The sequence below is a fragment of the Kitasatospora sp. CB02891 genome (assembly GCF_002803145.1).
GTDB classification, from domain to species: Bacteria; Actinomycetota; Actinomycetes; order Streptomycetales; family Streptomycetaceae; genus Kitasatospora; species Kitasatospora griseola.
Window position 1 is genome coordinate 112475 of the sequence record NZ_NNBO01000005.1, and the last position, 26435, is coordinate 138909.

Annotated in this window: 29 protein-coding genes; 18 read left to right on the plus strand and 11 right to left on the minus strand. The window is 73.8% G+C overall.

Annotation, left to right across the window (positions count from 1 at the left end):
- Positions 1-33: 33 nt before the first annotated feature.
- From ctaD to CG736_RS13750, 3 genes are all read left to right on the plus strand, one after another.
- Positions 34-1740, plus strand: a complete 1707-nt coding sequence (gene ctaD / locus CG736_RS13740) for a cytochrome c oxidase subunit I (RefSeq protein WP_198520508.1) — start codon at positions 34-36, stop codon at positions 1738-1740.
- Positions 1737-2114 (plus strand): hypothetical protein, encoded by a 378-nt coding sequence (locus CG736_RS13745; RefSeq protein ID WP_100586491.1) that lies wholly within the window; start codon positions 1737-1739, stop codon positions 2112-2114. Before ctaD ends, CG736_RS13745 begins: the two co-directional genes overlap by 4 nt.
- A 163-nt stretch (positions 2115-2277) precedes the next feature.
- Positions 2278-3126, plus strand: a complete 849-nt coding sequence (locus CG736_RS13750) for an LLM class F420-dependent oxidoreductase (protein WP_100586492.1) — start codon at positions 2278-2280, stop codon at positions 3124-3126.
- A 55-nt stretch (positions 3127-3181) separates the two neighbouring features.
- On the opposite strand, the gene CG736_RS13755 is transcribed toward CG736_RS13750, so the two are convergent.
- Positions 3182-4234, minus strand: a complete 1053-nt coding sequence (locus tag CG736_RS13755; protein ID WP_100586493.1) for an aldo/keto reductase — start codon at positions 4232-4234, stop codon at positions 3182-3184.
- 97 nt (positions 4235-4331) lie between these two features.
- On the opposite strand from CG736_RS13755, the gene CG736_RS13760 reads away from it, so the two are divergent.
- The 4 genes from CG736_RS13760 (at position 4332) to CG736_RS13775 (ending at position 6416) form a co-directional block, all read left to right on the plus strand.
- Positions 4332-4742 (plus strand): MerR family transcriptional regulator, encoded by a 411-nt coding sequence (locus CG736_RS13760; protein ID WP_100586494.1) that lies wholly within the window; start codon positions 4332-4334, stop codon positions 4740-4742.
- Positions 4743-4837: 95 nt separating this feature from the next.
- A complete protein-coding gene (locus CG736_RS13765) occupies positions 4838-5242 on the plus strand; it encodes an SsgA family sporulation/cell division regulator (protein WP_100586495.1) in 405 nt (134 codons plus the stop codon).
- Positions 5243-5419: 177 nt separating this feature from the next.
- A complete protein-coding gene (locus tag CG736_RS13770) occupies positions 5420-5944 on the plus strand; it encodes a ricin-type beta-trefoil lectin domain protein (RefSeq protein ID WP_100586496.1) in 525 nt (174 codons plus the stop codon).
- Between the two features lie 88 nt (positions 5945-6032).
- Positions 6033-6416 (plus strand): VOC family protein, encoded by a 384-nt coding sequence (locus tag CG736_RS13775; protein WP_100586497.1) that lies wholly within the window; start codon positions 6033-6035, stop codon positions 6414-6416.
- Between the two features lie 55 nt (positions 6417-6471).
- Here the strand turns inward: CG736_RS13775 and CG736_RS13780 are convergent, their stop codons facing one another.
- Entirely contained in the window at positions 6472-7092 is a 621-nt protein-coding gene (locus CG736_RS13780; protein ID WP_100586498.1) for a hypothetical protein, read from the minus strand.
- A gap of 12 nt (positions 7093-7104) precedes the next feature.
- Positions 7105-9306, minus strand: coding sequence for an MMPL family transporter (locus CG736_RS13785; RefSeq protein WP_100586499.1), 2202 nt, complete (start codon positions 9304-9306; stop codon positions 7105-7107).
- 292 nt (positions 9307-9598) lie between these two features.
- Here CG736_RS13785 and CG736_RS13790 point away from each other — a divergent pair, with 292 nt between their 5' ends.
- From CG736_RS13790 to CG736_RS13800, 3 genes are all read left to right on the plus strand, one after another.
- Positions 9599-10813 carry a sensor histidine kinase gene (locus CG736_RS13790; RefSeq protein WP_100586500.1) on the plus strand — a complete coding sequence of 405 codons (1215 nt, stop codon included), beginning with the start codon at positions 9599-9601 and terminating at the stop codon, positions 10811-10813.
- Positions 10810-11493, plus strand: coding sequence for a response regulator transcription factor (locus tag CG736_RS13795; RefSeq protein ID WP_100586501.1), 684 nt, complete (start codon positions 10810-10812; stop codon positions 11491-11493). The genes CG736_RS13790 and CG736_RS13795 overlap by 4 nt, the downstream gene beginning before the upstream one ends.
- Positions 11494-11569: 76 nt before the next feature.
- On the plus strand, positions 11570-12187 hold the full coding sequence (locus tag CG736_RS13800) for a VOC family protein (RefSeq protein ID WP_100586502.1): 618 nt from the start codon (positions 11570-11572) through the stop codon (positions 12185-12187).
- 7 nt (positions 12188-12194) lie between these two features.
- Here the strand turns inward: CG736_RS13800 and CG736_RS13805 are convergent, their stop codons facing one another.
- Complete coding sequence (locus CG736_RS13805; protein ID WP_100586503.1) at positions 12195-13388, minus strand: GDSL-type esterase/lipase family protein; 1194 nt, start codon at positions 13386-13388, stop codon at positions 12195-12197.
- Between the two features lie 350 nt (positions 13389-13738).
- Here CG736_RS13805 and CG736_RS13810 point away from each other — a divergent pair, with 350 nt between their 5' ends.
- A complete protein-coding gene (locus CG736_RS13810; protein WP_100586504.1) occupies positions 13739-14998 on the plus strand; it encodes a benzoate/H(+) symporter BenE family transporter in 1260 nt (419 codons plus the stop codon).
- A gap of 51 nt (positions 14999-15049) precedes the next feature.
- Positions 15050-15382, plus strand: a complete 333-nt coding sequence (locus tag CG736_RS13815; protein WP_100586505.1) for a hypothetical protein — start codon at positions 15050-15052, stop codon at positions 15380-15382.
- A gap of 18 nt (positions 15383-15400) precedes the next feature.
- On the opposite strand, the gene CG736_RS13820 is transcribed toward CG736_RS13815, so the two are convergent.
- The 5 genes from CG736_RS13820 to CG736_RS13840 form a co-directional block, all read right to left on the minus strand.
- A complete protein-coding gene (locus tag CG736_RS13820) occupies positions 15401-16999 on the minus strand; it encodes a serine/threonine-protein kinase (RefSeq protein ID WP_100586719.1) in 1599 nt (532 codons plus the stop codon).
- 47 nt (positions 17000-17046) lie between these two features.
- Positions 17047-17331 carry a hypothetical protein gene (locus CG736_RS13825; protein WP_100586506.1) on the minus strand — a complete coding sequence of 95 codons (285 nt, stop codon included), beginning with the start codon at positions 17329-17331 and terminating at the stop codon, positions 17047-17049.
- 294 nt (positions 17332-17625) lie between these two features.
- Complete coding sequence (locus CG736_RS37680; protein ID WP_232733983.1) at positions 17626-18267, minus strand: restriction endonuclease; 642 nt, start codon at positions 18265-18267, stop codon at positions 17626-17628.
- A 46-nt stretch (positions 18268-18313) separates the two neighbouring features.
- Positions 18314-18517 carry a hypothetical protein gene (locus tag CG736_RS13835; RefSeq protein ID WP_100586507.1) on the minus strand — a complete coding sequence of 68 codons (204 nt, stop codon included), beginning with the start codon at positions 18515-18517 and terminating at the stop codon, positions 18314-18316.
- A 300-nt stretch (positions 18518-18817) separates the two neighbouring features.
- On the minus strand, positions 18818-19468 hold the full coding sequence (locus CG736_RS13840) for a MerR family transcriptional regulator (protein WP_100586508.1): 651 nt from the start codon (positions 19466-19468) through the stop codon (positions 18818-18820).
- A gap of 92 nt (positions 19469-19560) precedes the next feature.
- On the opposite strand from CG736_RS13840, the gene CG736_RS13845 reads away from it, so the two are divergent.
- Positions 19561-20067 (plus strand): DUF4188 domain-containing protein, encoded by a 507-nt coding sequence (locus CG736_RS13845; RefSeq protein WP_100586509.1) that lies wholly within the window; start codon positions 19561-19563, stop codon positions 20065-20067.
- Positions 20068-20219: 152 nt separating this feature from the next.
- Here CG736_RS13845 and CG736_RS13850 read toward each other — a convergent pair whose 3' ends face one another.
- Entirely contained in the window at positions 20220-20567 is a 348-nt protein-coding gene (locus tag CG736_RS13850; RefSeq protein ID WP_100586510.1) for a hypothetical protein, read from the minus strand.
- A gap of 497 nt (positions 20568-21064) precedes the next feature.
- Between CG736_RS13850 and CG736_RS13855 the strand changes: the two genes are divergently transcribed.
- The gene (locus tag CG736_RS13855; protein ID WP_100586511.1) at positions 21065-21586 is read left to right on the plus strand and encodes a cysteine/serine endopeptidase inhibitor; all 522 of its coding nucleotides are present in this window, start codon (positions 21065-21067) and stop codon (positions 21584-21586) included.
- Positions 21587-21649: 63 nt separating this feature from the next.
- Here the strand turns inward: CG736_RS13855 and CG736_RS13860 are convergent, their stop codons facing one another.
- Positions 21650-22420, minus strand: a complete 771-nt coding sequence (locus tag CG736_RS13860) for a hypothetical protein (protein ID WP_100586512.1) — start codon at positions 22418-22420, stop codon at positions 21650-21652.
- 202 nt (positions 22421-22622) lie between these two features.
- On the opposite strand from CG736_RS13860, the gene CG736_RS13865 reads away from it, so the two are divergent.
- From CG736_RS13865 to CG736_RS13880, 4 genes are all read left to right on the plus strand, one after another.
- Positions 22623-23300: a response regulator transcription factor gene (locus CG736_RS13865; protein ID WP_100586513.1), complete on the plus strand. Its 678-nt coding sequence runs from the start codon at positions 22623-22625 to the stop codon at positions 23298-23300.
- Positions 23293-24777 (plus strand): HAMP domain-containing sensor histidine kinase, encoded by a 1485-nt coding sequence (locus CG736_RS13870; RefSeq protein ID WP_232733984.1) that lies wholly within the window; start codon positions 23293-23295, stop codon positions 24775-24777. Before CG736_RS13865 ends, CG736_RS13870 begins: the two co-directional genes overlap by 8 nt.
- Before the next feature lie 135 nt (positions 24778-24912).
- On the plus strand, positions 24913-25659 hold the full coding sequence (locus CG736_RS13875) for a hypothetical protein (protein ID WP_100586514.1): 747 nt from the start codon (positions 24913-24915) through the stop codon (positions 25657-25659).
- 143 nt (positions 25660-25802) lie between these two features.
- Positions 25803-26426, plus strand: a complete 624-nt coding sequence (locus tag CG736_RS13880) for a sigma-70 family RNA polymerase sigma factor (protein WP_100586515.1) — start codon at positions 25803-25805, stop codon at positions 26424-26426.
- The last annotated feature ends 9 nt before the right edge of the window (positions 26427-26435 follow it).

Here is a 26435-nt window from a genome sequence, read left to right on the forward strand (position 1 = left end):
GTCAGCTTTTGCAAGGGAGCCGCCATGACCGTCATGACCGACCGCACCCCGCCGCCCGCGGCGGAGCCCGACTCGCGGGGGGCAGTGCGCCGGCCCGGGAGTGTGCTCGTCCGCTGGATCACCACCACTGATCACAAGACGATCGGCAGCCTGTACCTGGGCACGTCGTTCGCGTTCTTCCTGATCGGCGGGGTGATGGCGCTGATCATGCGCGCCGAGCTGGCCCGGCCGGGCACGCAGATCGTCTCCAACGAGCAGTTCAACCAGCTGTTCACCATGCACGGGACGATCATGCTGCTGGTGTTCGCGACACCGCTGTTCTCGGGTTTCGCGAACTGGATCATGCCCTTGCAGATCGGCGCGCCGGACGTGGCGTTCCCCCGGCTGAACATGTTCGCCTACTGGCTGTACCTGTTCGGCTCGCTGATCGCGGTGGCCGGCTTCCTGACGCCCAACGGCGCGGCGGACTTCGGCTGGTTCGCCTACTCCCCGCTGTCGGACGCCATTCACTCACCGGGCATCGGCGGCGACCTGTGGATCATGGGCCTGGTGTTCTCCGGCTTCGGGACCATCCTCGGCTCGGTCAACTTCATCACCACGATCATCTGCATGCGCGCCCCCGGCATGACCATGTTCCGGATGTCGATCTTCGTGTGGAACACCCTGCTGACCGCCGTGCTGGTCATCATGGTGTTCCCCCTGCTGGCGGCCGCGCTGCTCGCCCTGGAGGTGGACCGCAAGTTCGGCGCCCACGTCTTCGACCCGCTGAGCGGCGGCCCGATCCTGTGGCAGCACCTGTTCTGGTTCTTCGGCCACCCCGAGGTGTACATCATCGCGCTGCCGTTCTTCGGCATCATCTCCGAGATCATCCCGGTCTTCGCCCGCAAGCCGATGTTCGGCTACTCCGGCCTGATCGCCGCCACCATCGCCATCTCCGGCCTGTCCCTGACGGTGTGGGCGCACCACATGTTCGTCACCGGCCGGGTGCTGCTGCCGTTCTTCTCGTTCATGACGCTGCTGATCGCCATCCCGACGGGCGTGAAGTTCTTCAACTGGATCGGCACCATGTGGAAGGGCTCGCTGTCCTTCGAGACACCGATGCTGTGGGCGTTCGGCTTCCTGGTCACCTTCCTGTTCGGCGGCCTGACGGGCGTGCTGCTGGCCTCGCCGCCGATCGACTTCCACGTCTCCGACAGCTACTTCGTCATCGCGCACTTCCACTACGTGGTGTTCGGCACCGTCGTCTTCGCGATGTTCGCCGGCTTCCACTTCTGGTGGCCCAAGTTCACCGGCCGGATGCTGGACGAACGGCTCGGCAGGATCTGCTTCTGGACGCTGTTCGTCGGCTTCCACACCACGTTCCTGGTGCAGCACTGGCTGGGCGCGGAGGGCATGCCGCGCCGCTACGCGGACTACCTGGCCTCGGACGGCTTCACCACCCTCAACATGATCTCCACCATCGGCTCGTTCCTGCTCGGCCTGTCGATGCTGCCCTTCCTCTACAACGTCTGGAAGACCGCCAAGTACGCGCCGAAGGTCCACGAGGAGGACCCCTGGGGCTGGGGCCGTTCACTGGAGTGGGCGACCTCCTGCCCGCCGCCGCGGCACAACTTCACCACCCTGCCGCGGGTGCGCTCCGAGTCCCCGGCGTTCAACCTGCACCATCCCGAGGTCCCCGACGACATCCAGGACGCCGGGCACCAGGGCGGCCGGGTGATCACGGGCGACGAGCAGCGGTGACCGAGCGGACGCCCACCGGCCGGGGCGGCGGCCGGCCGGTCACCGCCGCCGGCGAGGCCGACGCGGGACTGCGGCAGTTGGAGGGCTACCTGTACTGGCAGGACCAGAACCGGCAGGCCCGGCGGGCGGCCCAGGAGTTCGCCGAGCTGCTGCCCTGGCTGACGGCCGCTCAGCGGCTGGACCTGGAGAACCACCTCGCGCACACTCAGCTCCAGGCCACCCGCCGCGGGCTCGAACAGTTCCGGGAGCACCGCGAGCGACTCCGCGAGCAGTACGGCGCCCGCTACGACCGCCTGCGCGCCCGCTGCCTGCTCGCCGTGCTGCTGGCCACCGCAGTGTGCACGACGGTGCTCCTGGCGGTCGTCCGGTACTGACGGCACCCGGCGCGTCCGCCGGTGTTCCCGGGACAGGCCAGGACGGCGTGGGGCAGGATCGATCGTGTTCACCGGATCGGACCCGGGTGGGCAGGGGCCGGCCCGGGCTCCGGTCGGACCGTCGACCGGACGCCCGGCCGGGGCGAGGACGGAGGCGGGGATCATGGAACTGGGTGTGTACGGGCTGAGCGCCAAGGCGACGCTGGGGCCGGCCGACACGGCGCGGCTGGCCCGCCGGGCCGAGGAGTGGGGCTACCGGTCCTGGTGGGTCGGCGACCACGTGGTGCTGCCCAGCCCGCGGGTGCCGGACTCGCCGATGGCGCCCACCGACCCGATCCTCGACCCGCTGGTGCACCTGTCCTTCGTCGCGGCGCTGACCGAGCGGATGGAACTGGGCACCGGAATCCTGATCCTGCCGCAGCGCAACCCGGTGGTGCTGGCCAAGCAGGCCGCCAGCCTCGACGTGCTCTCGGGCGGCCGACTGCTGCTCGGCGTCGCGCCCGGCTACCTGGAGCCGGAGATGGCCGCGGTCGGCGTGCGGGTCGCCGAGCGCGGCGGGCGCACCGACGAATACCTGGACGCGATGCGCCAGTTGTGGAGCGCGCCCGAACCGGAGTTCCACGGCCGGTACGCGGACTTCGCCAGGGTCGACGCGCACCCGCGCCCCGTGCGGCCCGACGGCCCGCGCATCATGATCGGCGGCCACAGCCCGGCCGCCTACCGCCGGGCCGTGGCCAGGGGGCACGGCTGGATCGGCAACGGCCGCGGCCCGCAGGACCTGGTCCGCCACCTCGACGGGCTGCGCAAGGCCGAGGCCGAGGTGCCCCGGCCCGCGCACCTGGGCCGGTTGGAGATCAACTTCATGCAGATCGACCCGGTGGAGACCGGCCCCGACGACGCGCGGCGCTACGCCGAGCTGGGCGTGGACCGCCTGCTGGTCTACCCCCTGCCGCTGGAGGACCCGGCCGACGTCGAGGCCTTCCTGCAGCGGCACGCCGACCTGCCGCGCTGAGCGCCGACCGTGCGACGGGGCGGACCTGACGCCCCGTCGCACGAACGGGTGCTCCTCAGCCGTCGGACGCCGCGCGCTCGGCGGCCGGGCGGCGCAGCGCGGACGGGGCGAGCCCGGGGGAGGTCCAGACGCCGTCCGGGTGGTACACGTTGGTGCCCGGCGGGACGATCGCGTCGATCCGGTCCAGCGCCGCGTCGTCGAGCACCAGCGAGGCGCCCTTCAGCAGGCCGGTCAGCTGCTCCACGGTGCGCGGGCCGATGATCACCGAGGTGACCGCCGGGTGCGCCAGCGGGAACGCCACCGCGAGTTCCGGCAGCGTGCAGCCCAACTCGTCGGCCAGTTCGATCAGTTGCTCCACCGCTTCGAGCTTGCGGACGTTCACCGGCAGGGTCGGGTCGAAGCGGTGCGGGTGCAGCGCCGCCCGCCCCGAGGACAGGTCGATCGTCCCGCCCTTGCGGTAACGGCCGGTCAGGAACCCCGACGCCAGCGGACTCCAGGTCAGCACCCCCATGCCGTAGCGCCGCGCCACCGGCAGCACCGAGGACTCGATGCCGCGGGCCAGGATCGAGTACGGCGGCTGCTCGGTGCGGAAACGCGGCAGCGCCCGGCGCTCCGCCACCCAGTGCGACTCGACGATCTCCTCCGCGGGGAAGGTCGAGCACCCGAACGCCCGGATCTTGCCCTGCCGGACCAGGTCGCCCAGCGCCGACAGCGTCTCCTCGACGTCGGTCCGCCCGTCCGGCCGGTGCACCTGGTACAGGTCGATCCAGTCGGTGCGCAGCCGCCGCAGGCTGTCCTCCACCGCCTGCACGATCCACCGCCGCGAGTTGCCGCCCCGGTTCGGCCCCGGGCCCATCGGGAAGTGCACCTTGGTGGCCAGCACCACGTCCTCGCGCCGCCCCTGAAGCGCCTTGCCGACGATCTCCTCCGACTCGCCCGCCGAGTACATGTCGGCGGTGTCGACGAAGTTGATGCCGTGGTCGAGCGCCGCGTGCACCAGCCGGATGCCCTCCTGGTGGTCCGGGTTGCCGACCGACCCCAGCATCATGGTGCCGAGGCAGTGTGCGCTCACCTCGATGCCGGTACCGCCCAGAGTCCGGTAACGCATGGTCAATCCCCTTTGTCCCGCTGTCGGTTGTGCGGCGCGCCGACGGCCACTGTAGGAGCTGGAGTGGGCTCTAGATCAACTCTCCTATGCTGATCCGATGGAAACCCCGCCCGCCCCGGCCGCGTCCCTGACCATCGGCCAGGTCGCCGAACGCACCGGCCTGAGCGTGCACGCCCTGCGCTTCTACGAACGCGAGGGCATCCTCGCCGCGCCCGTGCGACGCACCTCCGGCGGCGGCCGCCGCTACAGCGAGAGCGACGTCGAGTGGCTCAACCTGTGCATCGTGCTGCGCGCCTCCGGCATGCCCATCCCCGACATCCGCCGCTACACCGAACTCGTCCGCGCCGGCGCCGGCACCGAACCCGACCGCCTCGCCCTGCTGCGCGCCCACGAGGCCCGGGTGCTGGGACAACTCGCCGAGCTTCAGCGCTCGTTGGACATCGTCCGGTACAAGGTCGCGGTGTACGAGGACTACCTGGAGCAGCAGCCGGCGGGCCCGGGGTTGTGAAGATTCGGGGTGCGAAGCGGTGGAGCGGGCGGGGCGGGGTAGCCGTCGGCGACCACCGACGAAGCGTCGCCGAGCGTTGAAGGAGCCCGCCCCGCATGGCCGTGACCGCTGCCCGGACCACCCGCGTCACCCTGCCGCTCAGCCCCTACCCGCAGACCGCCATCGAAGCCCGGCTGCGGTACGACTCCGCCGACCCGTACGCCGTCAGCCTGTTCTTCCCGCCCCTGCACCCCGACGACGATCCCGTCGAGTGGTGGTTCGCCCGGGCACTGCTCGACGAAGGACGCCGCGCCCCCGCCGGCGGGGGTGACGTCACCGTCGCCCCCGGCCCCGGCGCCACCGTGCACGTCACCCTGTGCGGGTGCACCGGCCGGGCCGTCGTCCGGATCCCCGACGAGGCCGTCGCCGGGTTCCTGCGCGACTCCTTCGCCCTGGTCCCGTCCGGGGCGGAGCCGGCGGGCGCGGATCTCGACGCCGAACTCGCCCGGCTGTGCGCCTGACGAGCAGTCAACGATGTGGCGCCGAACGGATTTCAAACCGGATGACACTCCATCGGATGGCTGCTGGTTCGTACCCGGGCGTGTCACGGCCGTCCGCTGCCAGCCTTGCCGACACCGGCGGGCAGGCGCGGCGACCGCGCCCTCCCGCATTCGTCGGTGCACCCACGGAGGTACGTCATGTCCCGTTCCACCACCGCGTTCACGGCCCTGGCCGTCGCCGGCCTGCTCGCCCTGGCCGCGCCCGCGACCGCCGTCGGCTCGCCGCGCGCGGGCGGCAGCACGATGTGCCTGGACGTGGGCGGTTCCCGCGACAACGGGGACTGGGCGAAGATCTGGCAGTGTCTGAGTCCGGGTTTCGGGAACCAGGGCTTCGTGGTCGACCGGGGGCAGATCAAGGTGAAGGACACCATCGGATCCGGCCGGGAGATGTGCCTGGACGTGGGCGGTTCCCGCGACAACGGCGACCGGCTGAAGATCTGGCAGTGTCTGAGTCCGGGTTTCGGGAACCAGGGCTTCGTGGTCGACCGGGGGCAGATCAAGGTGAAGGACACCATCGGATCCGGCCGGGAGATGTGCCTGGACGTGGGCGGTTCCCGCAACAACGGCGACCGGGCGAAGATCTGGCAGTGCCTCAGCCCGGGATTCGGGAACCAGGACTTCGTCATCGACAGCGGCCAGATCAAGGTCAAGGACACCGTCTGACGGCCCGTCCCGGTGACCGGCCCGGCCGGACGGTCCGCCCGCCTCGCCGGGTTGGCGTCCGGCCGGGGATTCGGGGAGACTCGCCCGCATGGTCTCGGTAGTGCAGAACGTGGCGATCGACTGCGCCGACGCGTACGAACTGGCCCGGTTCTGGGGCGAGGTGACCGGGCGCCCGGTCGACCCGGCGGCGAAGCCGGGGGACGGGGAGACGCAGGTCGAGCTGGGCGGCGGGCTGGTGCTGTACTTCAACCAGGTGCCCGAGCCGAAGACGGTCAAGAACCGGGTCCACCTGTGCCTGCGCCCCGAGACCCCGCGCGACGGGGAGGTCGAGCGGCTGCTGGCCCTCGGCGCCGCCTTCGTCGCCGACCGGCGCCACCCCGACGGCACCGGCTGGGCCGTTCTCGCCGACCCCGAGGGCAACGAGTTCTGCGTGCTGCGCAGCACCGCCGAACGGGCCGCGCCGAGCGCCTGACCCCGGGCGTGCGGAAACCCCTCGGAGCGACCCGCTCCGAGGGGTTTCCGCGCGGTCAGCCGGACGCCACCGGCGCAAGCGCGGTCGGATCGGCGGCGGAGGCCTGGCTGCCGGCGTTCACCCGGACGGGCACGGAACCGGCCGCCTGCTGGACCTCCCGCACGAAGGCCTGCGACTTCGCGCCCTCCTCGGAGGTGGTGACCACGATGCCGGTGCCGTCCGGGGAGGACCCGGACGCGAAGACCGGGAAGGAGAACGGCTTCCGCTGCTGGGCGGCGAACACCTGGGCGGAGGCCCAGGACTGGTCCCTCGCGGTGTACTGGCAGGCCCGGATCTCGACGTCCACCCCGGCGGTGTCCGGGTGGGCCCGGTGCGCGGCCTCGACCATGCTCCTGGCGCGGACCGGGTCGGTGGCGTACAGCACCACGTGGCGGGCGTCGACCGACAGGCTCCCGTAGGTGTCGCCGAACTCGCCGCGCCCCTGCTCGCCGAGGGCCGAGGCCGTGTCGGTCACCGCGACGGCGATCGACGGCGTGGTGCCGGCCGAGGGCGCGGACGCGGAGGGCAGGGCCGCCACCGCGACGGCGGGCGTGCCGGTGGTGGCGGAGCCACAGGCGGTGAGCAGGGCGAACGCTCCTGCGGCGAGCGGCAGGGCGACGGCGGTACGGCGGTTCAACTCGTTGTCCTCTCAGAGGTGTTGACGGACCGCGGATGGGACGTGCGGCGCATCCGACCGGTTCCCCCGCGGCGCGTCCGCAGTGCGCAGCGGCCACCAGAGCGCGCGGCCGAGGAGGGCGGCGACGGCCGGGACCAGGGCCAGCGAGAGGACGCCGGCGGAGAGCAGGATGCCGAGCGTGAGGGCGAAGGCGGTCTGTTCGGTGCCGGGCGTCGCGGCCAGGGTGGCGAAGGACCCGGCCAGCACCAGGCCGGCGGTGGCGATGGTCGGGGTGGTGTGGCGGACGGCGCGGGCCACGGCGGCGCGGGCCGGGCCGGGGCGGTGCATCTCCTCGCGGATCCGGTCGGTGATCAGGATGTTGTAGTCGGTGCCGAGCGCCACCACGAACAGGAACAGCACCAGCGGCAGGGTGAAGTCGACGCCGGGTCCGTTCCGCAGGTGCTGGAAGACCAGCGTCGCCGCGCCCAGCGTGGCCGCGAAGCCCGCGCCGACGGCGAGCATCAGCACCAGCGGGGCCAGCAGGCTGCGCAGGAGCAGCAGCAGGATCAGGGCGATCAGTCCGGCCGCGACCGGGAAGACCAGCGCCAGGTCGTGGTCGACGGCGGTGGAGATGTCCGCGAAGATCGCCGCCGTGCCGCCGACATGGGCGCTCGTCCCGGCGGGGGTGTGCGCGGCGACGGCGGCGCGGACGGGGCCGGCGACCAGGTCGCGGGCCTGCTTGCTCTGCGCGTCGGCGGTCGGGTACAGGTCGATCCGGGCGGCCCGGCCGTCGGGGCTCAGCGCGGGCCGGCCGACCTGGCCGATGCCGTCCACCCGTCCCAACTCCCGGGCGAGCGCGTCGAACTGCTCGACCTTGACGGCCCCGCCGTCCTTCGCCGTGAGGTACACCGTGGTCGGGTCGGAGACGCCCGCCGGCAGCGCCCGGGCGATCTCCGCCGCGGTGGCGGCCGCCGGGGTGTCGGAAGTGCCCCCGCTCTGGCCGTAGTTCATCCGGATGCCCGCGACGCCGGCGGTCAGCACCCCGAGCAGCACGACGGCCGTCATCAGCAGGGCCACCGGCCGCCGGGCGACCAGCTCGCCGTACCGGCCCGCGACGCCCTCCCGCGGCTGCCGGCGCAGGGCGCGGGACGGCCAGAACATCCCCCGGCCGCAGGCCGCGAGCAGCGCGGGCATCAGGGTGAGGCTGCCGAGCAGCATGACCAGCACGGCGACCGCGACGGCCGGGCCGAGCGAGCGGAACTGGCCGAAGCTCGCCACGCCCAGGGTGGCGAACGCCGCGACGATGGTCAGCGCGGCGGAGGTGATCGCGGTGCCGACCCGGCCCGCGACCTCGGCGGCGGCCTCCCGGGCGGGCTGGTCGGGCCGGGCCCGCAGCTGCTCGCGGAACCGGAACAGCAGGAACAGCAAGTAGTCGACGCCGATGCCGAGCAGCACCACCGAGATCAGGCTCTGGGTCGACGGGGCCAGCTTCAGCCCGGTCAGCGCCGCCATCCCGGCCACCGCCCCGCCGGCCGCGCCGCCGATGATCGCGACGGCGAGCAGCGGCAGCAACGCCGCCAGCACGCTGCGGAACACCAGCACGTTGAGCAGCACGATCAGGCCCATGAGCAGCGCACCGCCGACGGTCGCGGCCGTCCGGTTCGCGTCCGCGCTGTCACTGGCGTCGGCGAGGCCGCCGGTGAACCCGGTGCGCATCCCGGCCCCGGCGAACTCGGCGCGGGCGCTGTCCCGGAAGGCCTTGTAGACCTTCTGCACGCCCTGGTCGCCGGTGTCGCCGGTCATGGCGACGGAGAGCAGCTCGAAGCTGCGGTCGGGGGCGAGCATCGCCGGGGCGACCCGCGGGGTCTGCGAGTGGTCGGGCAGCAGGAAGGACGGCTCGTCGGGCAGTCTCGGCATGGCGACGCGCCGCTCGCCGAGCCGGGCCGCCCCGGCCTCGATCCGCTGCTGGTCGCCGTCGGTGAGCGCCCGGCCGTCGGTGCGGGCGACCAGCACGGTGACGACGGTGGCGTCCGGGTCGAGGCCGAAGTGGTCCTCGGCGATCCGCAGCGCGGCCGCCGAGTCGTAGCTGCGGGGCAGGAAGTCCCCGGTCTGCGACTGGACGACCCGGGAGAACAGCATCGGGCTGAGGAACGTCAGCCCGATCCCGACGACCGCCCACAGGGCGATGACCTTCCAGGCGTTCCTGGTGGCGAATCCGGTCAGTGCGCGGATCACGAAACCCTCCCGTTGATGGACGCGCACGTCCCCGGTGGACATGAACGTCGGTGCCGATGCCGGGACTTCCCGGCCTGTTCACAGCTCATCAGGCGGCAGGGGCCCGGGGCGTCGGGGCGGCGGACGATCCGCACCGGGGGCCCGGCTCCCGCCGCCCGCCCGGACCCAGGACCCTGCTCCCAGGGCCCGATGGCCCCGGGGGGCCACGACCGGCCCGTCGGCGCGGTGCGAGAATGGCCGCATCACTGCTGATCAGCGACCCGGGGGCGACCCGGCGACGGGGAGACGGGACATGCGCGGGCACCGGGGAGACGGGGACACGGGCGGGCAGCTGCGCCGCCGGCCGGACGGCCTGCCGTGGAGCCGGAACGACGCCATGGTGGCCGTCGGCGCCGGCCTGCTGGACCTGATCGGCTACCTGCTGTCCACGGCGGTCACCGGCGGCTCCAACGTGCCCGGCTTCCTGCTCGCCCTGCTCTCCGGGCTGCCGCTGCTGTTCCGGCGCACCCATCCGCTGCCGACGTACGCCGCCGTCCTGGTGCTCCAGGTGGGCGTCAACCTGGCCGGGCCGGTCGCCATCCACTTCGGCGCGGTCCTGATGGTGGCGCTGTTCAGCCTCGCCCGGCAGAGCCGGATCCGGGTGACCGCCGCGGCCGTCGTCGTCACCTCGGCGCTGACGGTGGTGACCCAGAGCCACTTCCGGACCCCCACCTGGGACGCCGTGATCGCCGCGCCGGCCTCCGCGCTGCTGGTGGCGGGCGCGGCCCTGGTGGTCGCCCGCTGGCAGCGCGAGGTGGCCGCCAACCGCCGACTGCTGGCGGACCGCGCGGTCGCGGACGAACGGCGGCGCATCGCCCGGGAGTTGCACGACATCGTGGCCCACCACATCACCACCATGCAGCTGATGGCCGGCGGCGCCCGCGCCAACCTCGCCGACCCCGAGGTGGTCCGGGACGCCCTGGTCACCCTGGAGTCCTCCGGCCGGCTCGCGCTGCGCGAGATGCGCCAACTGCTGGACGTGCTGCGGGCCGGCGACGAACCGGACGCCGTCCCGCCGGCCCCGCAGCCCGGCGCCGACGACCTGGCCCGGCTGGTCGACGACTCCCGGCTGGCCGGCCTGCCCACCGAGCTGGCCGTCCACGGCGCCCCGCGCCGGCTGCCGCCCACCCTCGGTCTGACGGTCTACCGGATCGTCCAGGAGGCGCTGACCAACGCCCGCAAGTACGCCGGCCCCGCCGCCCGCGCCACCGTCCGCCTGACGTACCGCCCGGACGCCGTCCTGGTGTCGGTCCGCGACGACGGCGCCGGCGGCGGTACGGGCGGCGGCAGCGCGGGGGAGAGCGGCGGCCACGGCCTGATCGGCATGCGCGAACGCGTCTCCCTGCACGGCGGCGCCCTGAACTGCGGCCCGCACCCCGACGGCGGTTTCGCCGTGCTCGCCGAACTCCCCCTGACCGCCGACGAGACGGCCGAGGCCGAGCTCCAGCACGGAGAGGTGTCCGCATGAACGCCGCCGCCCCCGCGATCCGCGTCCTGGTCGTCGACGACCAGCCCCTGGTCCGCCGCGGACTGACGCTGATCCTCGCCCCGAACCCGTCCTTCGAGGTGGTCGGCGAGGCCGAGAACGGCGAACAGGCCGTCGACCTCGCCCACCGCCTGCGCCCCGACGTGGTGGTGATGGACCTGCGGATGCCCGTCCTCGACGGCGTCGCCGCCACCGAACAACTCGCCCGCACCCTCCCCGACTGCCGGGTGCTCGCCCTCTCCACCTTCGACCTGGACGAGTACGTGGTCTCCGCGCTGCGGGCCGGCGCCCACGGCTTCCTGCCCAAGGACGTCTCCCCGGAGGAACTCGCCGCCGGCATCCGCACCGTGCACGCCGGCGACGCCGTGGTCGCGCCCCGCCTGCTCACCCGCCTGATCGCCACCCACGTCCGGGCCCCGCGCCCCGCGCCGACGACCGCCGACGTCCCCGCCGCCACCGACCTCACCCCGCGCGAACGCGAAGTCTGGCGGCTGATGGCCACCGGCCTCGACAACACCGCCATCGCCGACGCCATGCAGATCAGCCCGTCCACAGTGAAGAACCACATCACCGGCCTGTTCGCCAAGCTCGACGTCCGCGACCGCGCGCAGGCCGTCATCGCCGCCTACGAATCGGGCCTGATCACGCCCAGCCGGACCTGAGACCCGCGCGGGCGCGGCGTTCGAACGGTCAGGAATCGAGAAGCCCCCGGCCGGCCGCCGCGCCTACCGTCGAGGCATGGCAATCATCGACACCCTGACCCTCGACGTGGCCGACCCCGAGGCCGCCGCCCGCTTCTACGCCGACGCGTTCGACCTCGACGAGACCCGGCTGCGCCTGCGCCCCGCGACGGAGCCGACCACCGGCTTCCGCGGCTTCACCCTCGCCCTCACCGTGCCCCGGCCCGCCGACGTCGACAGCTTCGTCGCCTCCGCCACGGCCGCCGGCGCGACCGTGATCAAGCCCGCCGCCAAGTCGCTGTGGGGCTACGGCGGCGTCGTCCAGGCCCCCGACGGCGCGATCTGGAAGCTCGCCACCTCCGCCAAGAAGGACACCGGCCCCGCCACCCGCCGCATCGACGACTTCGTGCTGCTGCTCGGCGTCGCCGACTTCGCCGCCACCAAGCGCTTCTACGTCGAACACGGCCTCACCGTCGCCAAGAGCTTCGGCCGCACCTACGCCGAGTTCGACGCCGGGGACGGCCCCGTCAAGCTCGCCCTCTACCGCCGCCGCGCCCTCGCCAAGGACCTCGGCGTCGCCCCCGACGGCAGCGGCTCGCACCGGCTCACCGTGAACGCCGTCGGCACGGCGGCGTTCACCGACCTCGACGGCTTCGAATGGGCCGCAGCGGCCTGACGCGCCGTCAGCCTCTGCCGAACGGCGCGTTCGGGCCGAAGGCGAGCCGGGCGAAGTGCTCGCCGATCCGGCGGTGGGCGGCCGCGTCCGGGTGGAGCCCGTCCGGCAGCGGGAGTTCGGCGTACTCGCGCTCGCCGTACAGCTCGCGGCCGTCCAGGTAGTGCAGGTACGGGTCGGCCATGGCCCGCAGCCCGACGATCCGGGCCAGCTCGTCCCGGATCACGGTCAGCGTCAGCCGGCCGGCGGCGCGCTCGGCTGGGTCGCCGGTGGCCCTGAACCGCAGCTCGCCGTTCGAGAAGTCCGGCATCAGCGGGCCCGGGGTGTCCTCGTGCAGCGGGCACAGGACGGGGGAGACCACCAGCAGCGGCGTGTGCGGATGGCCCTCGCGCACGGTGTCCAGGAAACCGTGCACCGCCGGCCCGAACGCGCGCAGCCGCATCGCGTCGCTGTTCACCAGGTTGATGCCGATCTTCACACTGATCAGGTCCGCCCGGGCGGCACGGATCGTGCGGGCGGTGAACGGGTCGAGCAGCGCGCCGCCGCCGAACCCCAGATTGACCAGCTCCGCGCCGCCGCGCGCCGCCGCGACGGCCGGCCAGGTCCCGGTCGGGTGGGCGGCGTTGGAGCCGTGGCTGATCGAACTGCCGTGATGCAGCCAGACCGGGCGCCCGCGCTCCGGCAGCGGCTCCACCGGCGCGTCGGTGCGCAGCGCCACCAACTCGGTCACCTCGGTGTGCGGCAGCCAGATCTCCACGTCCTTGGCCCGGCCCGGCAGCCCGTCGAACCGGGCGGTGCCGACCGGCCCCTCGGTCAACTCGGCCTCCTGCGTCACCAGATCCGTCACGGTCCGCAGGTTGCCGCCCGCCACCGTCGCCTGCGCCGTCAACCGCCCGTCCACCAGCAGGTCGTACACCCCGTCGGCGGGCGGCGGAAACCCCCGGTAGGCCCGCCTGGTCGGCAACGCGTCCAACTCGATCCGGGTCGCCGACGTCCGGAACACCACCCGCACCCCCGACGGCTGCGCCTCCGCGACAGCCAGCTGCCGATCCGGCACCTGTCGCCGAGCCGCAGCCGGCAGCCGGTGCGGCAGCAGCCCGTGCGCCGTCACCTCCAGATCGAGGTGACCGCGCAGCAGCTGCGCGGTGACGGGGGTGGTGATCAAGTCCTGCGCGGAGCTCGTCGGTTCAGTTTCGGCTGCCATGGCCTCTCCTCGTTCGCCTATGCTCATCATGCAGTTTCCTAAGCACCTTAGGCAAGCTGGTGTGGGGTGATGGATATTTGCTTGATGGCGAGGGTGGACTGGAGTGGGCTGGAAGCCCGGGGCCGGGACGCGAGGCGGGCAGTCGGGCGGTGGCGCTGCTGCGGGAGCGGTCGTCGCGACGCGAAGCGGCCGGTGCTCGGGGTTCAGGGGTTGGTGGCTTGGGCGTGCCCGGCGGCGGCGGGATGGGGCGGGTGCCGCGGGGTGAGCAGTGGCGGTCGCCGGTGTGTCCGGTGGGGTCGGTTGGCTGACCCGGCGTCATCTCGTCTCCGGAGCCTCGGGATACTGCCCGAATGACAGACGATCTGACGGTCCGACCGGCTATCCCTGGGGCGGAGGACCCGTCGCGCCGGAGGCTGTGGCGGGATGTGTCCGGGCCCGCGCTGCTGGCCGGGCTGGTGTGTGTTGCGGTGTCGTTCTCGGGGCCGCTGGTGGTGGTGCTCGCGGCGGCCGCTGCCGGGCGGTTGGACGCCGGGCACACCGCGTCCTGGATCTGGGCGGTGGCGATCGGCAGTGGGGCGACGGGGTTCGGGTTGAGCTGGTGGACCCGTACGCCCGTGGTCACCGCCTGGTCCACGCCCGGTGCGGCGCTGCTGGTCACCAGCCTCGGCCACTACCCGTACCAGGAGGCCGTCGGGGCGTACCTGGTCAGCGCCGTCGCCGTCACGCTGTTCGGTGTCACCGGGTGGTTCGGCCGGCTGATCGCCGCCGTTCCCGAAGGGATCGTCCATGCCATGCTGGCCGGCATCCTGTTCTCGTTCGGCACCGGCATCTTCGGCGCCGTGCACGGCGCACCCGTGCTGGTGGTCGGGAGCTTCGCGGTGTTCCTGCTCGCCAAGCGCCTTGCGCCGCGCTACGCAGTGGTGATCGCCCTGGTCGTGGGCGGGGTGCTCGCCGCGACGACGGTCGGGCTGCGGCTGCACCCCGGCGTCGGCGGTCCGACCGTGCCGGTGCTGACCGTTCCGGCGTTCTCCTGGTCGGCGCTGGTCGGTCTGGCGCTGCCGCTCACCATCGTCACTCTCGCCTCGCAGAACGCGCCGGGGCTCGGCGTGATGCGGGCCTTCGGCTACCGGCCCGACGACCGGCTGCTGATCGGCGCCACCGGCGCGGCCTCCGTCCTGCTCGCCCCGTTCGGCTCGCCCGGCGTCAACCTGGCCGCCATCACCGCCGCGATCTGCTCCGGCCCGGAGGCCCATCCCGATCCCCGCCGCCGCTACATCGCGGGCATGTCCTCGGGCGCGCTGTACGTCCTGGTCGGCAGCTTCGGCGGCGTGCTGGTCGGCCTGTTCACCGGCCTGCCCAAGGAGTTGGTCGCGGTGATCGCCGGCGTCGCCCTGCTCGCCTCCCTGCAGAACAGCCTCGCTGCCGCCCTCGCCCCCGAACCCGGCCGCGACGCCGCCGTGGTGACCCTGCTCGCCGCCGCCTCCGGCGCCACCCTGCTCGGCATCGGCTCCGCCTTCTGGGGCCTGCTGTTCGGCCTCGCCACCCATGCGATCCTCACCGCCCGCCGGACCCCGACGGAGCCGGGCTCGCACCGCACGGCCGGGCCGTGATCGACTACTGCGGTCGCCGACACCGGTTCGGCAGAGAACGCTGGAGGGGCCGTGGGAATAGGGCTGGAACTGCACTCGGGGCGGCCCCGGCGGAAGAAGGGCGCCCAGGACACGGTGCTGCGTTCGTCGTACGAGTACGGCGAAGGGCTGGCGTCGGCGTTGGGCGGGCTCGATCCGCACAACTCGGGGGTGCTCGGGCGGGTGGACCCGTACCGGGACACGGTGATCAACGAGCAGGAGGCCGAACTGGCCGGCCGGCAGATCGTGGCGCTGATCGAGCGCTGCCCCACCGAGTACCAGAGGTCGGCGCTGCTCGACCTCGCCGCGATGCTCGAAGCGTGCGCGACGACGCCGGGCAGCCACCTGTGGTTCATCGGGGACTGACCGGGAAGTGCGGCGGCGTCAGCCGGACTTGGCGACCTTGAGGACCTTGCCGGTGGCGCCGGTGCTGAGGTAGCCGCCGCCACCGTAGTCGTCGGAGAGGTAGTAGCGCAGGGTGATCTCGTCGGCGAACCAGCCGTAGTCCACGATCAGGTAGGGGGACTTGGGGGCGGAGACCCCCAGCTCGGTCCGGGCCTTGGCCAGGCCGGCCGGGATCAGGGTCCAGTCGACCCGGCCGAGGTCCACCGGCTTCTCCTTGGCGGCGAGGGTGCCGCCGGGCTTGCTGGTGATCCTGCCGGAGCGGTAGGTGAGGTCGTCGTAGTGCTTGGGGTTGTCCTTGGTCACGACCCGGGCGGTGGCGAACTCGGAGCGGATCACCAGTTGGGTGACGGTCGCGCCGTCGGTGGCCGAGCCGATCGCCTCGACCAGGCCGCGGGCCCCGTCGGGGGTGAGCAGATCGGTGGCGGTGACGCCGTCGCCCCCGGCACCGGCCGTGGCTCCGGCACCGGCCGTGGCCCCGGCCCCGGCGTTGGGGAGGGTCTGCGGGGCGGAGTCGGCGGCGCGGTTGCGGCCGGGGAGGTGCAGCCCGCCGCCGTTGAGCGACCAGCCGAGCAGGCCGACCGCCGCGACGACGGCCACCGCCGAGGCCAGCAGCGGGCCCCGGCGTCGCCGACGGGCGGTCAACTGCGCGGTGGTGGCGTTCAGTTCGGTGGCGGTCCAGGGCGCGGGGGAGTTCAGCTGGGTCGGCGCGAACGTCCCGCCGCCGAGGGTGCCGTCGACGTTCTGCTCGGCCGCCGCGAACAGGCGGTCCAGCTGGTCGGGGCCGGGGCGGTCGGCCGGGTCGCGGGAGAGCAGCGCGACGAGGGTGGCGCCGAGCGGGCCGGAGTGCCGCGGCGGCGGGAGCGGCTCGTCGAGGACGGCGGCCAGGGTGGCGATGCTGGTGGCGCGGCGCAGCGGGTGGTGGCCCTCGACGGCGACGTACAGCGTCATGCCGAGCGACCACAGGTCGGAGGACGGGTCGCCCTCGTGGCCGCGGATCCGCTCGGGGGCGATGAACTCGGGCGAGCCGATCAGCGCGCCGGTCGCCGTCAGGCTGGTGGACTCGCTGAGCGCGGCGATGCCGAAGTCGGTGAGCACCGGAGTGCCGTCGGCGCGCAGCAGGACGTTGGCGGGCTTGACGTCCCGGTGCTGGATGCCGGCGGCGTGCGCGGCCCGCAGGGCGGAGAGGACGCCGCGGCCGATCCGGGCCGCCTCCTGCGGGGAGAGCGGCCCGCGGGCCAGCCGGTCCTGCAGCGACCCGCCGGCCACCAGCTCCATCACCAGCCAAGGGTGCGGGAGTTCGGGGGTGTCGACGATGTGGTGGATGGTCACCACGTGCGGATGCTGGAGCCGGGCCAGCGCCCGGGCCTCGCGCAGCACCCGCTCGCGCAGCTCGAACGCCGCCGCCGGGTCGGCGGCGAGCATCGCCGGGTCCGGCGGCCGGACCTCCTTCAGCGCGACCTCGCGCTCCAGCACGGTGTCCCGGGCCCGCCACACCAGGCCCATGCCGCCGCCGCCCAGCCGCCCCAGCAACTCGAAACGGCCGTCCACGAGTTGGGCACCCGGGCCCCCTGTCATCATGGCGGTCATCGTAGGGGCAAGGGCGGACAGCCCCCGCACCGGACCTGCTACTTCCGCCGCCGGCGGTGCGCGGGCGCCTCCTCCTCGTCCGACCAGTCGTGCGTCACGGTCGGCGGACGGCCCTCCGCGCGATGGGCCTCGCGGGGCTGCCTGCGCAGCGTGTCGATGGGCGCGGCCCCACCGGCGTGCGTCACGGTCGGCGGCCGCCCGTCGACGCGGTACTCCTCACGCTGCTCCACCCGCTCCTCGCCGCCACCCGCCGCGCGCTGCTCCCCACGGTCCCGCTCCGGCACGGGCACGCCGCCCGCACCGCCCTGCGGTGCCTCGTCCATGGTCCCGACTCCCTTCCCGCCGTCGGCCCGATCCACCTCCGCGCCTGCCCGCCCGGGCGGCGCCCAATCATCCGTGCTCACCCGGGCGTGCCGCCGCTGGTGATCTGCCACCGCCACCGCAGCCGCCGGCCCGCGCGAACGCCTGCTCGGGGCGCTCGTGTCGCCGACAGCCTCGACAGCTCCACCCCGGACGCCTTCCCGCTGCTCGCGGACGCCCTCGCCCCCAGGACGCCGGACCCGCCTCGACCCGACGGAGAGCGCGCCGTCCTGGACGGCCCGGGCATCCGCCGACGTTCACGCGGCGGCGGCCGCGATGCCGAGCACCTCGTACAGGTGCTCCCCGGCGCCCCAACGCTCCAGCGCGGCCTCGTCGACCAGGTGGATGCCCTGCTGCCGCGCGAACGTGCGGGCCGGGCCGGTGAATCCGGACAGGCCCACCATGACGGCCACCTCCGCCCGGTGGACCGGCCGGGCGGTGCCGTTGAAGGTCTGCACCTCGCGGCTGCCGACCGGCCGGCTGTAGCGCTTGCACTGGGCGACCACCTTCCGGCCGTCCTCGTCGTACGCGATCACATCGGCCCCGAGGTCGCCGGCGCCGCCGACCCGCAGCGCGCCGGAGAAGCCGTCCCGATCGAGCAGGGCCCGGCACATCTCCTCGAAGCCGGTCGGCGAGGACCCCGCGAAGTCGTCGAGGGTGTAGCCGGCCGACCACTCCGCGGCCACCACCGCGTGGCCCGGGCCGGCGTACGGACCCACCCGGCCGACGAGGCCCGTGGTGACGGCGACGGCGACCGCGACCAGCAGGGCGATCCCGCCGAGGCCGATGCCCAGGAACAGCAGGTGCGCGGCGGCCCACGCCCAGGCCGCCTTCAGCACCACCACGGCAGCGCCCAGGGCGAGGATCCACAGCACGACCTTGACCGCGTCGTCACTCATCGCCGACCCCGATTCGCCGCAGCGGACGGACGGTCGGGCCCGGCCGTCAACGGCCGGCCGGGGCGGCGGTGGGCGCGGTCGGTGCGGGCTGCGGCGACTTGGTGTCGTCGACGGTGCTGTTCAGGAAGAGCAGGACCGCCCCGATCCCCAGCACCGCTCCCGCCCCCCACCGCTTCGCGCCGCCGGAACCGGAACCGGCCCTGCGCCGGAAGTGCCCGCGTACCCAGATCCGGTCGCCGCTGCTCGTCACGGTGGTCCTTCCGTTCGTGGGCGCCCGCTGCGCCGGCCTGACCGCTGGTGTAGCAGCGGCGAAGGGCCTCTGGCGGGCGGTTGTCCGCACTCGAAGCGCCCGAAGGTCATGAACGGGACACGCGCGCCGGGGGCGTACGCCGCCCCTTCCCGGGCGGATCTTCGGCCCCGGCCCGGTGCACGACGGTCCGGCGAGCGGAGCCGGTTCACGGCCGTCGCCCACGAGCTGGGACGATGCCCGTGCGGGTCCAACGTCGAAGGCCTCGCGGCAGATTGGCGGAATCCGGCCCGGCTGTCGCGGCTACAGCCCGTAGCGGCGGCCGGATTCCTCGGCCTGGGCGAGGCGGCGGAGGTTGAGGAGGACGGGTTCGAAGAGGACGGCGCCGGCTACGGCGTATTCGGCCTGTTCGCGGGGGGTGGGGAGGACTTCCATCCGGTCGAGGTCGTAGGCGGCGGCCTGTTCCATGGTGCGGGCGTAGGGGAGCAGGTCGTCGGTGTCCAGGGGGTAGCCGAGGCGGTCGAGGGTGGCGAGGGCGGCGACCAGGGCGCGGTGGGCGGGGTTGAGGTCGCCGACCTCGCAGGTGGTGCGCCAGCCGAGGCGGGCGAGGAGGTCGGCGACGAGGGTGTGGGCGGCGGTGGTCGACGGGTCGTCCTCGGGGTCGGCGGACGGCTCGGTGGGGTGGGGCAGGGCCCAGAGGGCCGCGCCCAGGCGGAAGGTGAGGCCGAGGGAGTCGTCGTCGACGTGGGCGAGCACCTCCCGGACGGTGGCCACCGGGATCCGGCCGACCTGGATCATCGCCCGCACCAGCCGCAGCCGGCGCAGGTGCGACTCGTCGTACTCGGCCTGGGTGGCGTTGATCCGACGGCCCGGCGGGAGCAGCCCCTCGCGCAGGTAGTACTTGATCGTGGCGAGGGAGACGCCGCTGTGTTCGCTGAGATCCGCCAGGCGCATCCCCTTGTGCCCTCCATCGGTGAGTGCCACTATCCAAGCCATTGATGAGTGGGGCTATCCAATCATGGACGGCCCGACGAAAGGGGGTCGTCGTGTTCGCCAAGCCGATACCGGGCCGCACCACCGCAGCCGCCGAAGGGAAGGTCGTCCTCTTCCTGATCGGCATGCGGATCAATCACTTCTGGGCGCCGCACCACTGGTTCCCGGTCTTCCTCGCGATGCCGCGGATGCTGCGCGAACTCTCCCGCGACCCGGAGAGCGGCCTGCTCGGCTACCAACTGCTCAGCGGCTCGCCGCGCACCTACTACGTGGTCCAGTACTGGGAGTCCGAGGAGAAGCTGCTCGCCTACGCCTCCGCGCCGCAGAAGCTGCACCGCAAGGCCTGGGCGATGATCAACCGCTTCGAGCGCAAGTCCCGTCAGCACGTGGGCATTTGGCACGAGACGTACATCGTCCCGCCCGGCTCGTACGAGTCGATCTACGGCGACATGCCCCCGTACGGCCTCGGCGCCGCCACCGGCACCCTGCCGATCGAGCGCCGCGGCGCGACCGCCCGGCAGCGTCTCGCGCACGGGACGGAGGAGCCGGCCGACGGTTGAGGCCCGGTCGGCGGACGCTGTTGCTCAATTCGGGGCAAGAGGCCCGCCCGGCCTCTACGCGACCGCGCTCGGCCTGCTCGGCGTGGAGAACAACGTGCTGACCGAGTGGGCAACCGTGCGAAGGCCCGGGCCCTGCCCGGCCGACGACGTCCTCAGATGCTCCGAGTATCTACTGCTCCGAGTATCTGCACAGCAGCGAGGGCCGTCAGCCCGCGGGCCTGAACGTCCTGACCGAGTTCGGCCGCCCGCTCGCGGCTCTGGCATCGAACCCTGTGGACGAGGGTCTTGCGATCGGAGGCGAACACCAGCACGCTCCAGCCGCCTCGAAAGACGCCCCGGTGACCGATCATGTTGACCATCCAGCGTGCGGCCATGGTCCCGACGATGAAGTTCTTCACCGGCCGGTTGATTCGGCCGGACTTCACGACATCCACGAAGAGGCGGTCACCGTTGGAATCGGTGACGGCGAACGCGGCCCCGGTCGGTTGGCGCATGCCCATGACGGTCTCCTGGCCTTAACGCTGATCGAAAGTCGGAGCAAGATACCAAGCCTCGACCTCGCTGAAGAGACCAGGACGAGCAACAGCACCATTGCCGCGCGGGGACCGAACCAAGCCCTCGACGTCACCGACTTGCGCCGGGCCCGCTACCGCGGGCTGCTCAGGACCGGCCTCCAGCACGCCTACTCCGCCGCTGCGATCAACATCATCCGGCTCGACGCCCACTGGGCCGAAGACCCCCGACGTCCCCGGACCGGCCGACTCACCCGACTCGCCCACCGACTCGTGGCCTGATCAACGAGCCCGAATAGGGCAACAGAGTCTCGGCGGGTCGCAAAGTTTACCGACTCGTGTCCATGACAACATGTCGGAAGTGTGGACCACGAACGGTTGCTTCCGTAGGTTCGGTGCCTCCCGGTGGCCGGGCGATCGCCGAACTCCCCCCGGAGTTCGGCGAGTTGCTGCTGCCACGCCGAGCGCCGAGAAGCGGAGGAACCATGCGTGCCACCCGTAGGAACCTGAGGATGTTGGCGGGCGTCCCGCTCGCCGCGGCCGCCCTGCTCGCGCTGAGCGCCGGCTCCGCCAGTGCCGCGATACCGATCAACCAGCCGATGACCGGTATGGCCACCTACTTCAACGACACCGGCTACGGCGCCTGCGGCACCCAGATCAACGCCGGCACCCAGCTGCTGGTGGCCGTGCCCGCCAGCTGGTGGACTACTGCCAACCCGAACAACGACCCGCTCTGCAAGGGCATTTCGGTGAAGGTGACCTACAAGGGCAAGACCCTCACCCTGCCGGTCAAGGACCAGTGCCCGTCCTGCGCCTCCACCCACCTCGACCTCAGCCAGCCCGCCTTCGCCCAGCTCGCCCCGCTCAGCCAGGGCGTCATCAACGGCATCAGCTGGCAGTTCGTGAAGACCGCGCTCAGCGGGCAGACCGTCGCCCTGGGCGCCCCGGTCACCGGCTCCGTCGGCGGTGCGGCCACCCCGCTGGACGCCCCGCTCAGCGGCTTCTAGGCCGACACCGTCCGGTGCCCGCACGGCAGCGTGCGGGCACCGGCGGCACGGTGTGACGGGCCGTCAGCGGCGCCTGCGCTCGCCGGCCGCCAGGGCGAGGACCGCCAGCACGATCACCACGGCCAGCACCAGGCTCACCGGGCCGGTGCCCAGATCCAGGCCGCCGCGCTCCCGGCTCACCCCGGCCCAGTCGGCGAAGCACGCGCCGAGCGGCCGGGTCAGCACGTACGCCCACCAGAACGCCAGGACCGACGGCAGCCGCAGCAGCCGGTGGCCGAGCGCGGGGACCGCGATCAGCGCGGCGAACAGCAGACCGGACGGCAGGTAGCCCCAGCCGAGGGTGGCCGCCGTCAGGTCGCCGACGGCCGTGCCCAGGGCGAACGTCGCCAGCACCGCCGCCCAGTAGAAGACCTCCCGCCGCCCGCCGCGCACCGACTCCACCGCGAGCGTCCCCTCGGTGCGGCGCCAGAGCCAGAACACCGCGGCCAGCGCCACCGTGAACGCCCCGGCCGAGACCGCGTACGGAACGCCCAGCGCCACGTGCGCCACATCGGCGGCCATGGTGCCGAACACGCTGACCATCACCACCGCCGCCCAGTACACGGCCGGCCGGTAGCGGCCCGCCCGCGCCTGCGCGAACAGCGCCACCGCGAGCAGCACCGTCGCGCCCGCCACCGCCGGGATCGGCCCGAGCGTGCGCGCCAGGTAGTCGGAGGTGGTCTCGCCCATCCCGGTGGTCAGCACCTTCACCACCCAGAAACCGGCCGTCACCTGCGGCACTTTGCTCCACAGCGGCGCGGAGCGCAGCCCGCCCGGCGCGTCGGTCCCGGTCATCGTCGTCGTGGCGCCCACAGCGGCGGCACTCCTCTCCGTGGCGCGGTCGGGCCGCGCGCGGTCGCGTCGGTGGCCGGGCCGGTCCGCAGCACGGCCCCGGCAGCACGGCCGCTCAGCAGCATGGCCGGGCCGAGCTGAAGGGATGCTGAAGACCTGAAGACCCCTTCAGCTTCCGGATCGGCGGACCTGCGAGGCTGGGGGCATGCGCGTACTGGTGGTGGAGGACGAACAGCGGCTCGCCCGAGCGGTCGAACTCGGCCTGGAAGCCGAGGGGTTCGACGTCGACATCGTCCACGACGGCCTGACCGGCCTGGCCCGGGCGACCGAGCACTGCTACGACGTGATCATCCTCGACATCATGCTGCCCGGCCTCAACGGCTACCGGGTCTGCTCGCGGCTGCGGGCCGCCGGCAGCGACGCCGGGATCCTGATGCTCACCGCCAAGGACGGCGAGTGGGACGAGGCCGAGGCCCTCGACACCGGCGCCGACGACTACCTGTCCAAACCGTTCTCCTTCGTGGTCCTGGTCGCCCGGCTGCGCGCCCTCGCCCGCCGGATCGGCAGCCGCGCCCCGCAGCGCACCGTTCTCGGCGACCTGGTCGTCGACTCCGCCGCCCGCACCTGCACCCGGGCCGGCACCGCCGTCGCCCTGACGCCCCGCGAGTTCGCCGTGCTCGACCACCTCGCCCGGCGGCCCGGCGAAGCCGTCTCCAAACGGGAGATCCTCGAACAGGTCTGGGACAGCGGGCCGGACAGCGACCCCAACACCGTCGAGGTGCACATCAGCGCGCTGCGCCGGAAGATCGACGCCCCGTTCGGCCGCGCCGCCGTGCAGACCGTGCGCGGCGCGGGCTACCGGCTGGCGGCCGACGGTGGCTGACCGGAACGCCCTCCCGCGCCGGGCCGCCCTCTCGCGCCGGGCCGCCCTCTCGCGCCGGAACGCCCTTCCGCGCCGGAACGCCCTGCCGCGCCGGGCGGCCGCCGCGGCGGCCCGGCTGGCGCCGCGCACCGTCCGCACCCGCACCACGCTCGCGGCCTGCGTCGGCGTCGCCGTCGTCATGGCCGTCGCCTCCGCTGCGGTGCTGCTGGTGCTGCGGGTCAACCTGGAGCACACCGTCGAGGCCGAGGCCCGTGAACAGGCCCGGGCCGTCGCCCGGCTCGCCGAGGACGGCCGGCTGCCCGAGCAGGTGACGCTCGGCCAGGGCACCGACTTCGTTCAGGTCACCGACGCCGGCGGCCGGGTCCTGGCCGCCAGCCCCAATCTGGCCGGCCGCCCCGCGCTGCCCGGCACCGTCGCCGGCGACGGGCCCGGCAGCTTCGACCTCCGCGCCCTCGGACTGGAGCACCGCCAGCGCGTCACCACCGTCACCGCCGACCCGCCCACCGGCCCCGTCACCGTCCGGGTCGGCGCCTCCCTGCACACCGCCGACACCGCCGAGGACCTCACCACCGCCGCACTCGCCGTGCTCAGCGCCGTCCTGGTCGCCACCGTCGGCCTGCTCACCTGGCGGGGCACCGGCCGGGCCCTGCGGCCCGTCGAAGCGATCCGCGCCGAAGTCGCCGCGATCGGCGAGGGCGGCCTGGAGCGCCGCGTCCCCGAGCCCGGCAGCGACGACGAGATCGCCGACCTCGCCCACACCATGAACGCCATGCTCGACCGCCTGGAAGCGGCCGGCACCCGGCAGCGCCGCTTCATCGCCGACGCCTCGCACGAACTGCGCAGCCCGCTGGCCGTCCTGCGCACCCAGTTGGAGGTGGCCCACACCCACCCCGACCCCGACGTCCGCGCCGCGATGGTGGCCGGCGCACTCCAGGACACCGACCGGCTCCAGTCCCTCGCCGCCGACCTGCTGCTGCTGGCCCGCCTCGACACCACCGGCGGACCGGGCCCCGTCCAGCCCGTCGACCTCGCCGAGCTCCTCCGCGACACCGTCGCCGGCCGCGGCCCGCAACCGCACCCGGTCGACCTCGACGCCCCTGACGGCGTCGGCGCGGTGGACGGCAACCCGCTGTGGCTCGGCCGCCTGCTCACCAACCTCCTCGACAACGCGCAACGGCACGCCCGGACCGGCGTCTCCGTCCGCCTGCGGACCGACCCCGCCACCGGCGAAGCCGTCGTGGACGTCACCGACGACGGCCCCGGCATCCCGCCGGCCGACCGCGACCGGGTCTTCGAACGCTTCACCCGCCTCGACGACGCCCGCAGCCGCAACGACGGCGGCGCCGGCCTCGGCCTGGCGATCGCCCGCGACATCGCCACCCTGTACGGCGGCACCCTGCGCATCGAGGCCACCGCCGCCGGCGCCACCTTCCGCACCCGACTGCCCGGCACCGCCCCGGCGCCGGACGGCCGCTGACACAACACGCCCGTACCGGTTGTCGTCGGGCGAGGGGGTCCGGTTCCCGGCCGGGCGGTGTGACGCTCGTCATGTTCGCGAGGGTGGGGGAGGCCGGCGTTCGGCGGGTGTGAGGGGTGCGACGATGGGCCTGTCATGGACGCAGGACGAGTGGTACGGGCAGGTCGGGCCGCGGTGTTCGCGGTCGGCTGCGTGCTGCTCGCCGCCGTGGCGCACGTGCTGATGTCCGGCCGGCCGGTGGCCGCTCCGGTGTTGGCCGCCGCGCTCGGCGGCACGGCCGTGCTCGGATGGCTGACGGCGCGCCGGGAACGCGGCCCGCTGCTGGTCACCGCGCTGACCGTCGGCGTCCAGGCCGCCCTGCACACCCTGTTCTCGCTCGGCCGGGCCGCGCCGGAAGCCGCCGCGCCCGTCCCCGACGGCCTCGCCGCCCGCTGGGCCCACCTGCTGCTGTGCAACGCCGGGCCGCTCACCGACGAACAGGCCGCCCGACTGATCGAGGCCGCCGGCCTCGACCCCGGGACGATCCCCGGCGGAACGGCCGCCGGGCTCGCCGACCCGGCCGCGATGCCCGGCATGGCGCACCACGCCATGGCGATGGGCGCCGGGCAGCACAACGGTGTCGGCATGCTCACCGCCCACCTGCTGGCCGCGCTGCTGCTCGGCCTCTGGCTGGCGGCCGGCGAACGCGCCGTCCACGGGCTGGCCCGGACCGTCGCCGCCCGACTGTTCGCGCCCGTCCTGCTGCTGCTCGGCCTCGTCCGACCCGTCCGTCCGCCGCTGCGGCGCCGCCGGCCCCGCGCCGAGGCCCGCCGGCCCCGGTCGCGGCTGCTCGTCCATTCGCTCGCCACTCGAGGACCGCCGGCGGTGACCGCCGTCGCCTGACGGCCCGTCACACCCGGGGAACCGCCCCGCCCACCGTCACCACCGCACGCCCGCCGGGCGGACGGTGCCCGTCGGCGTGCGCCCCCGGCCGGCCTCGCGGCCCGACCCGGCCGCATCCGTCTTCCGAGCAAGGACACCCGGAGATGACTCCCGCCCTGACCGCGTCACGTTCCGTCACCGGACGGACACGTGCCGACGACCCCACCGTCACCGCCTGGGCACTGGCCGCCCGCGGCGGCGACCCGGCCGCCGTGGAACGGTTCGTCCGCGCCACCCGCCCCGACGTGCGACGCTTCGTCACCCACCTCAGCGGCGAACCCCAGGCCGCCGACGACCTCACCCAGGACACCTACCTGCGGGCGCTGCGCAGCCTGCCCAGCTTCGAGGGCCGCTCCTCGGCCCGCACCTGGCTGCTGTCCATCGCGCGCCGGACCGTCGTCGACCGCTACCGCTTCGCGGCCCGCCGACCCCGACTCTTCGACACCGACGACTGGCAGAGCGCCGCCGAACAGGTCCAGCCCCACCACCTGCCCGGCTTCGACGAAGGCATCGCCCTCGGCGAACTCCTCGACGCCCTGCCCGCCGAACGCCGCGACGCCTTCGTCCTGACCGCCCTGCTCGGCCTCCCCTACGAGGAGGTCGCCGAACTCACCGGCTGCCCGATCGGCACCATCCGCTCCCGGGTCAACCGCGCCCGCGCCGTCCTCATCCGCAAACTCGCCGACGCCGAACACGCCGACCGCCCACCGCTCGGCTGCGCGGCCTGACCGGAGATC

Coding starts and splice junctions, on each gene's coding strand:
- ctaD (WP_198520508.1), top strand. CDS start 34: ATGACCGACCGCACCCCGCCGCCCGCGGCGGAGCCCGACTCGCGGGGG.
- CG736_RS13750 (WP_100586492.1), top strand. CDS start 2,278: ATGGAACTGGGTGTGTACGGGCTGAGCGCCAAGGCGACGCTGGGGCCG.
- CG736_RS13755 (WP_100586493.1), bottom strand. CDS start 4,234: ATGCGTTACCGGACTCTGGGCGGTACCGGCATCGAGGTGAGCGCACAC.
- CG736_RS13760 (WP_100586494.1), top strand. CDS start 4,332: ATGGAAACCCCGCCCGCCCCGGCCGCGTCCCTGACCATCGGCCAGGTC.
- CG736_RS13765 (WP_100586495.1), top strand. CDS start 4,838: ATGGCCGTGACCGCTGCCCGGACCACCCGCGTCACCCTGCCGCTCAGC.
- CG736_RS13770 (WP_100586496.1), top strand. CDS start 5,420: ATGTCCCGTTCCACCACCGCGTTCACGGCCCTGGCCGTCGCCGGCCTG.
- CG736_RS13775 (WP_100586497.1), top strand. CDS start 6,033: ATGGTCTCGGTAGTGCAGAACGTGGCGATCGACTGCGCCGACGCGTAC.
- CG736_RS13790 (WP_100586500.1), top strand. CDS start 9,599: ATGCGCGGGCACCGGGGAGACGGGGACACGGGCGGGCAGCTGCGCCGC.
- CG736_RS13795 (WP_100586501.1), top strand. CDS start 10,810: ATGAACGCCGCCGCCCCCGCGATCCGCGTCCTGGTCGTCGACGACCAG.
- CG736_RS13800 (WP_100586502.1), top strand. CDS start 11,570: ATGGCAATCATCGACACCCTGACCCTCGACGTGGCCGACCCCGAGGCC.
- CG736_RS13805 (WP_100586503.1), bottom strand. CDS start 13,388: ATGGCAGCCGAAACTGAACCGACGAGCTCCGCGCAGGACTTGATCACC.
- CG736_RS13810 (WP_100586504.1), top strand. CDS start 13,739: ATGACAGACGATCTGACGGTCCGACCGGCTATCCCTGGGGCGGAGGAC.
- CG736_RS13820 (WP_100586719.1), bottom strand. CDS start 16,999: ATGATGACAGGGGGCCCGGGTGCCCAACTCGTGGACGGCCGTTTCGAG.
- CG736_RS13825 (WP_100586506.1), bottom strand. CDS start 17,331: ATGGACGAGGCACCGCAGGGCGGTGCGGGCGGCGTGCCCGTGCCGGAG.
- CG736_RS37680 (WP_232733983.1), bottom strand. CDS start 18,267: ATGAGTGACGACGCGGTCAAGGTCGTGCTGTGGATCCTCGCCCTGGGC.
- CG736_RS13840 (WP_100586508.1), bottom strand. CDS start 19,468: ATGCGCCTGGCGGATCTCAGCGAACACAGCGGCGTCTCCCTCGCCACG.
- CG736_RS13850 (WP_100586510.1), bottom strand. CDS start 20,567: ATGGGCATGCGCCAACCGACCGGGGCCGCGTTCGCCGTCACCGATTCC.
- CG736_RS13855 (WP_100586511.1), top strand. CDS start 21,065: ATGCGTGCCACCCGTAGGAACCTGAGGATGTTGGCGGGCGTCCCGCTC.
- CG736_RS13860 (WP_100586512.1), bottom strand. CDS start 22,420: ATGACCGGGACCGACGCGCCGGGCGGGCTGCGCTCCGCGCCGCTGTGG.
- CG736_RS13865 (WP_100586513.1), top strand. CDS start 22,623: ATGCGCGTACTGGTGGTGGAGGACGAACAGCGGCTCGCCCGAGCGGTC.
- CG736_RS13875 (WP_100586514.1), top strand. CDS start 24,913: ATGGACGCAGGACGAGTGGTACGGGCAGGTCGGGCCGCGGTGTTCGCG.
- CG736_RS13880 (WP_100586515.1), top strand. CDS start 25,803: ATGACTCCCGCCCTGACCGCGTCACGTTCCGTCACCGGACGGACACGT.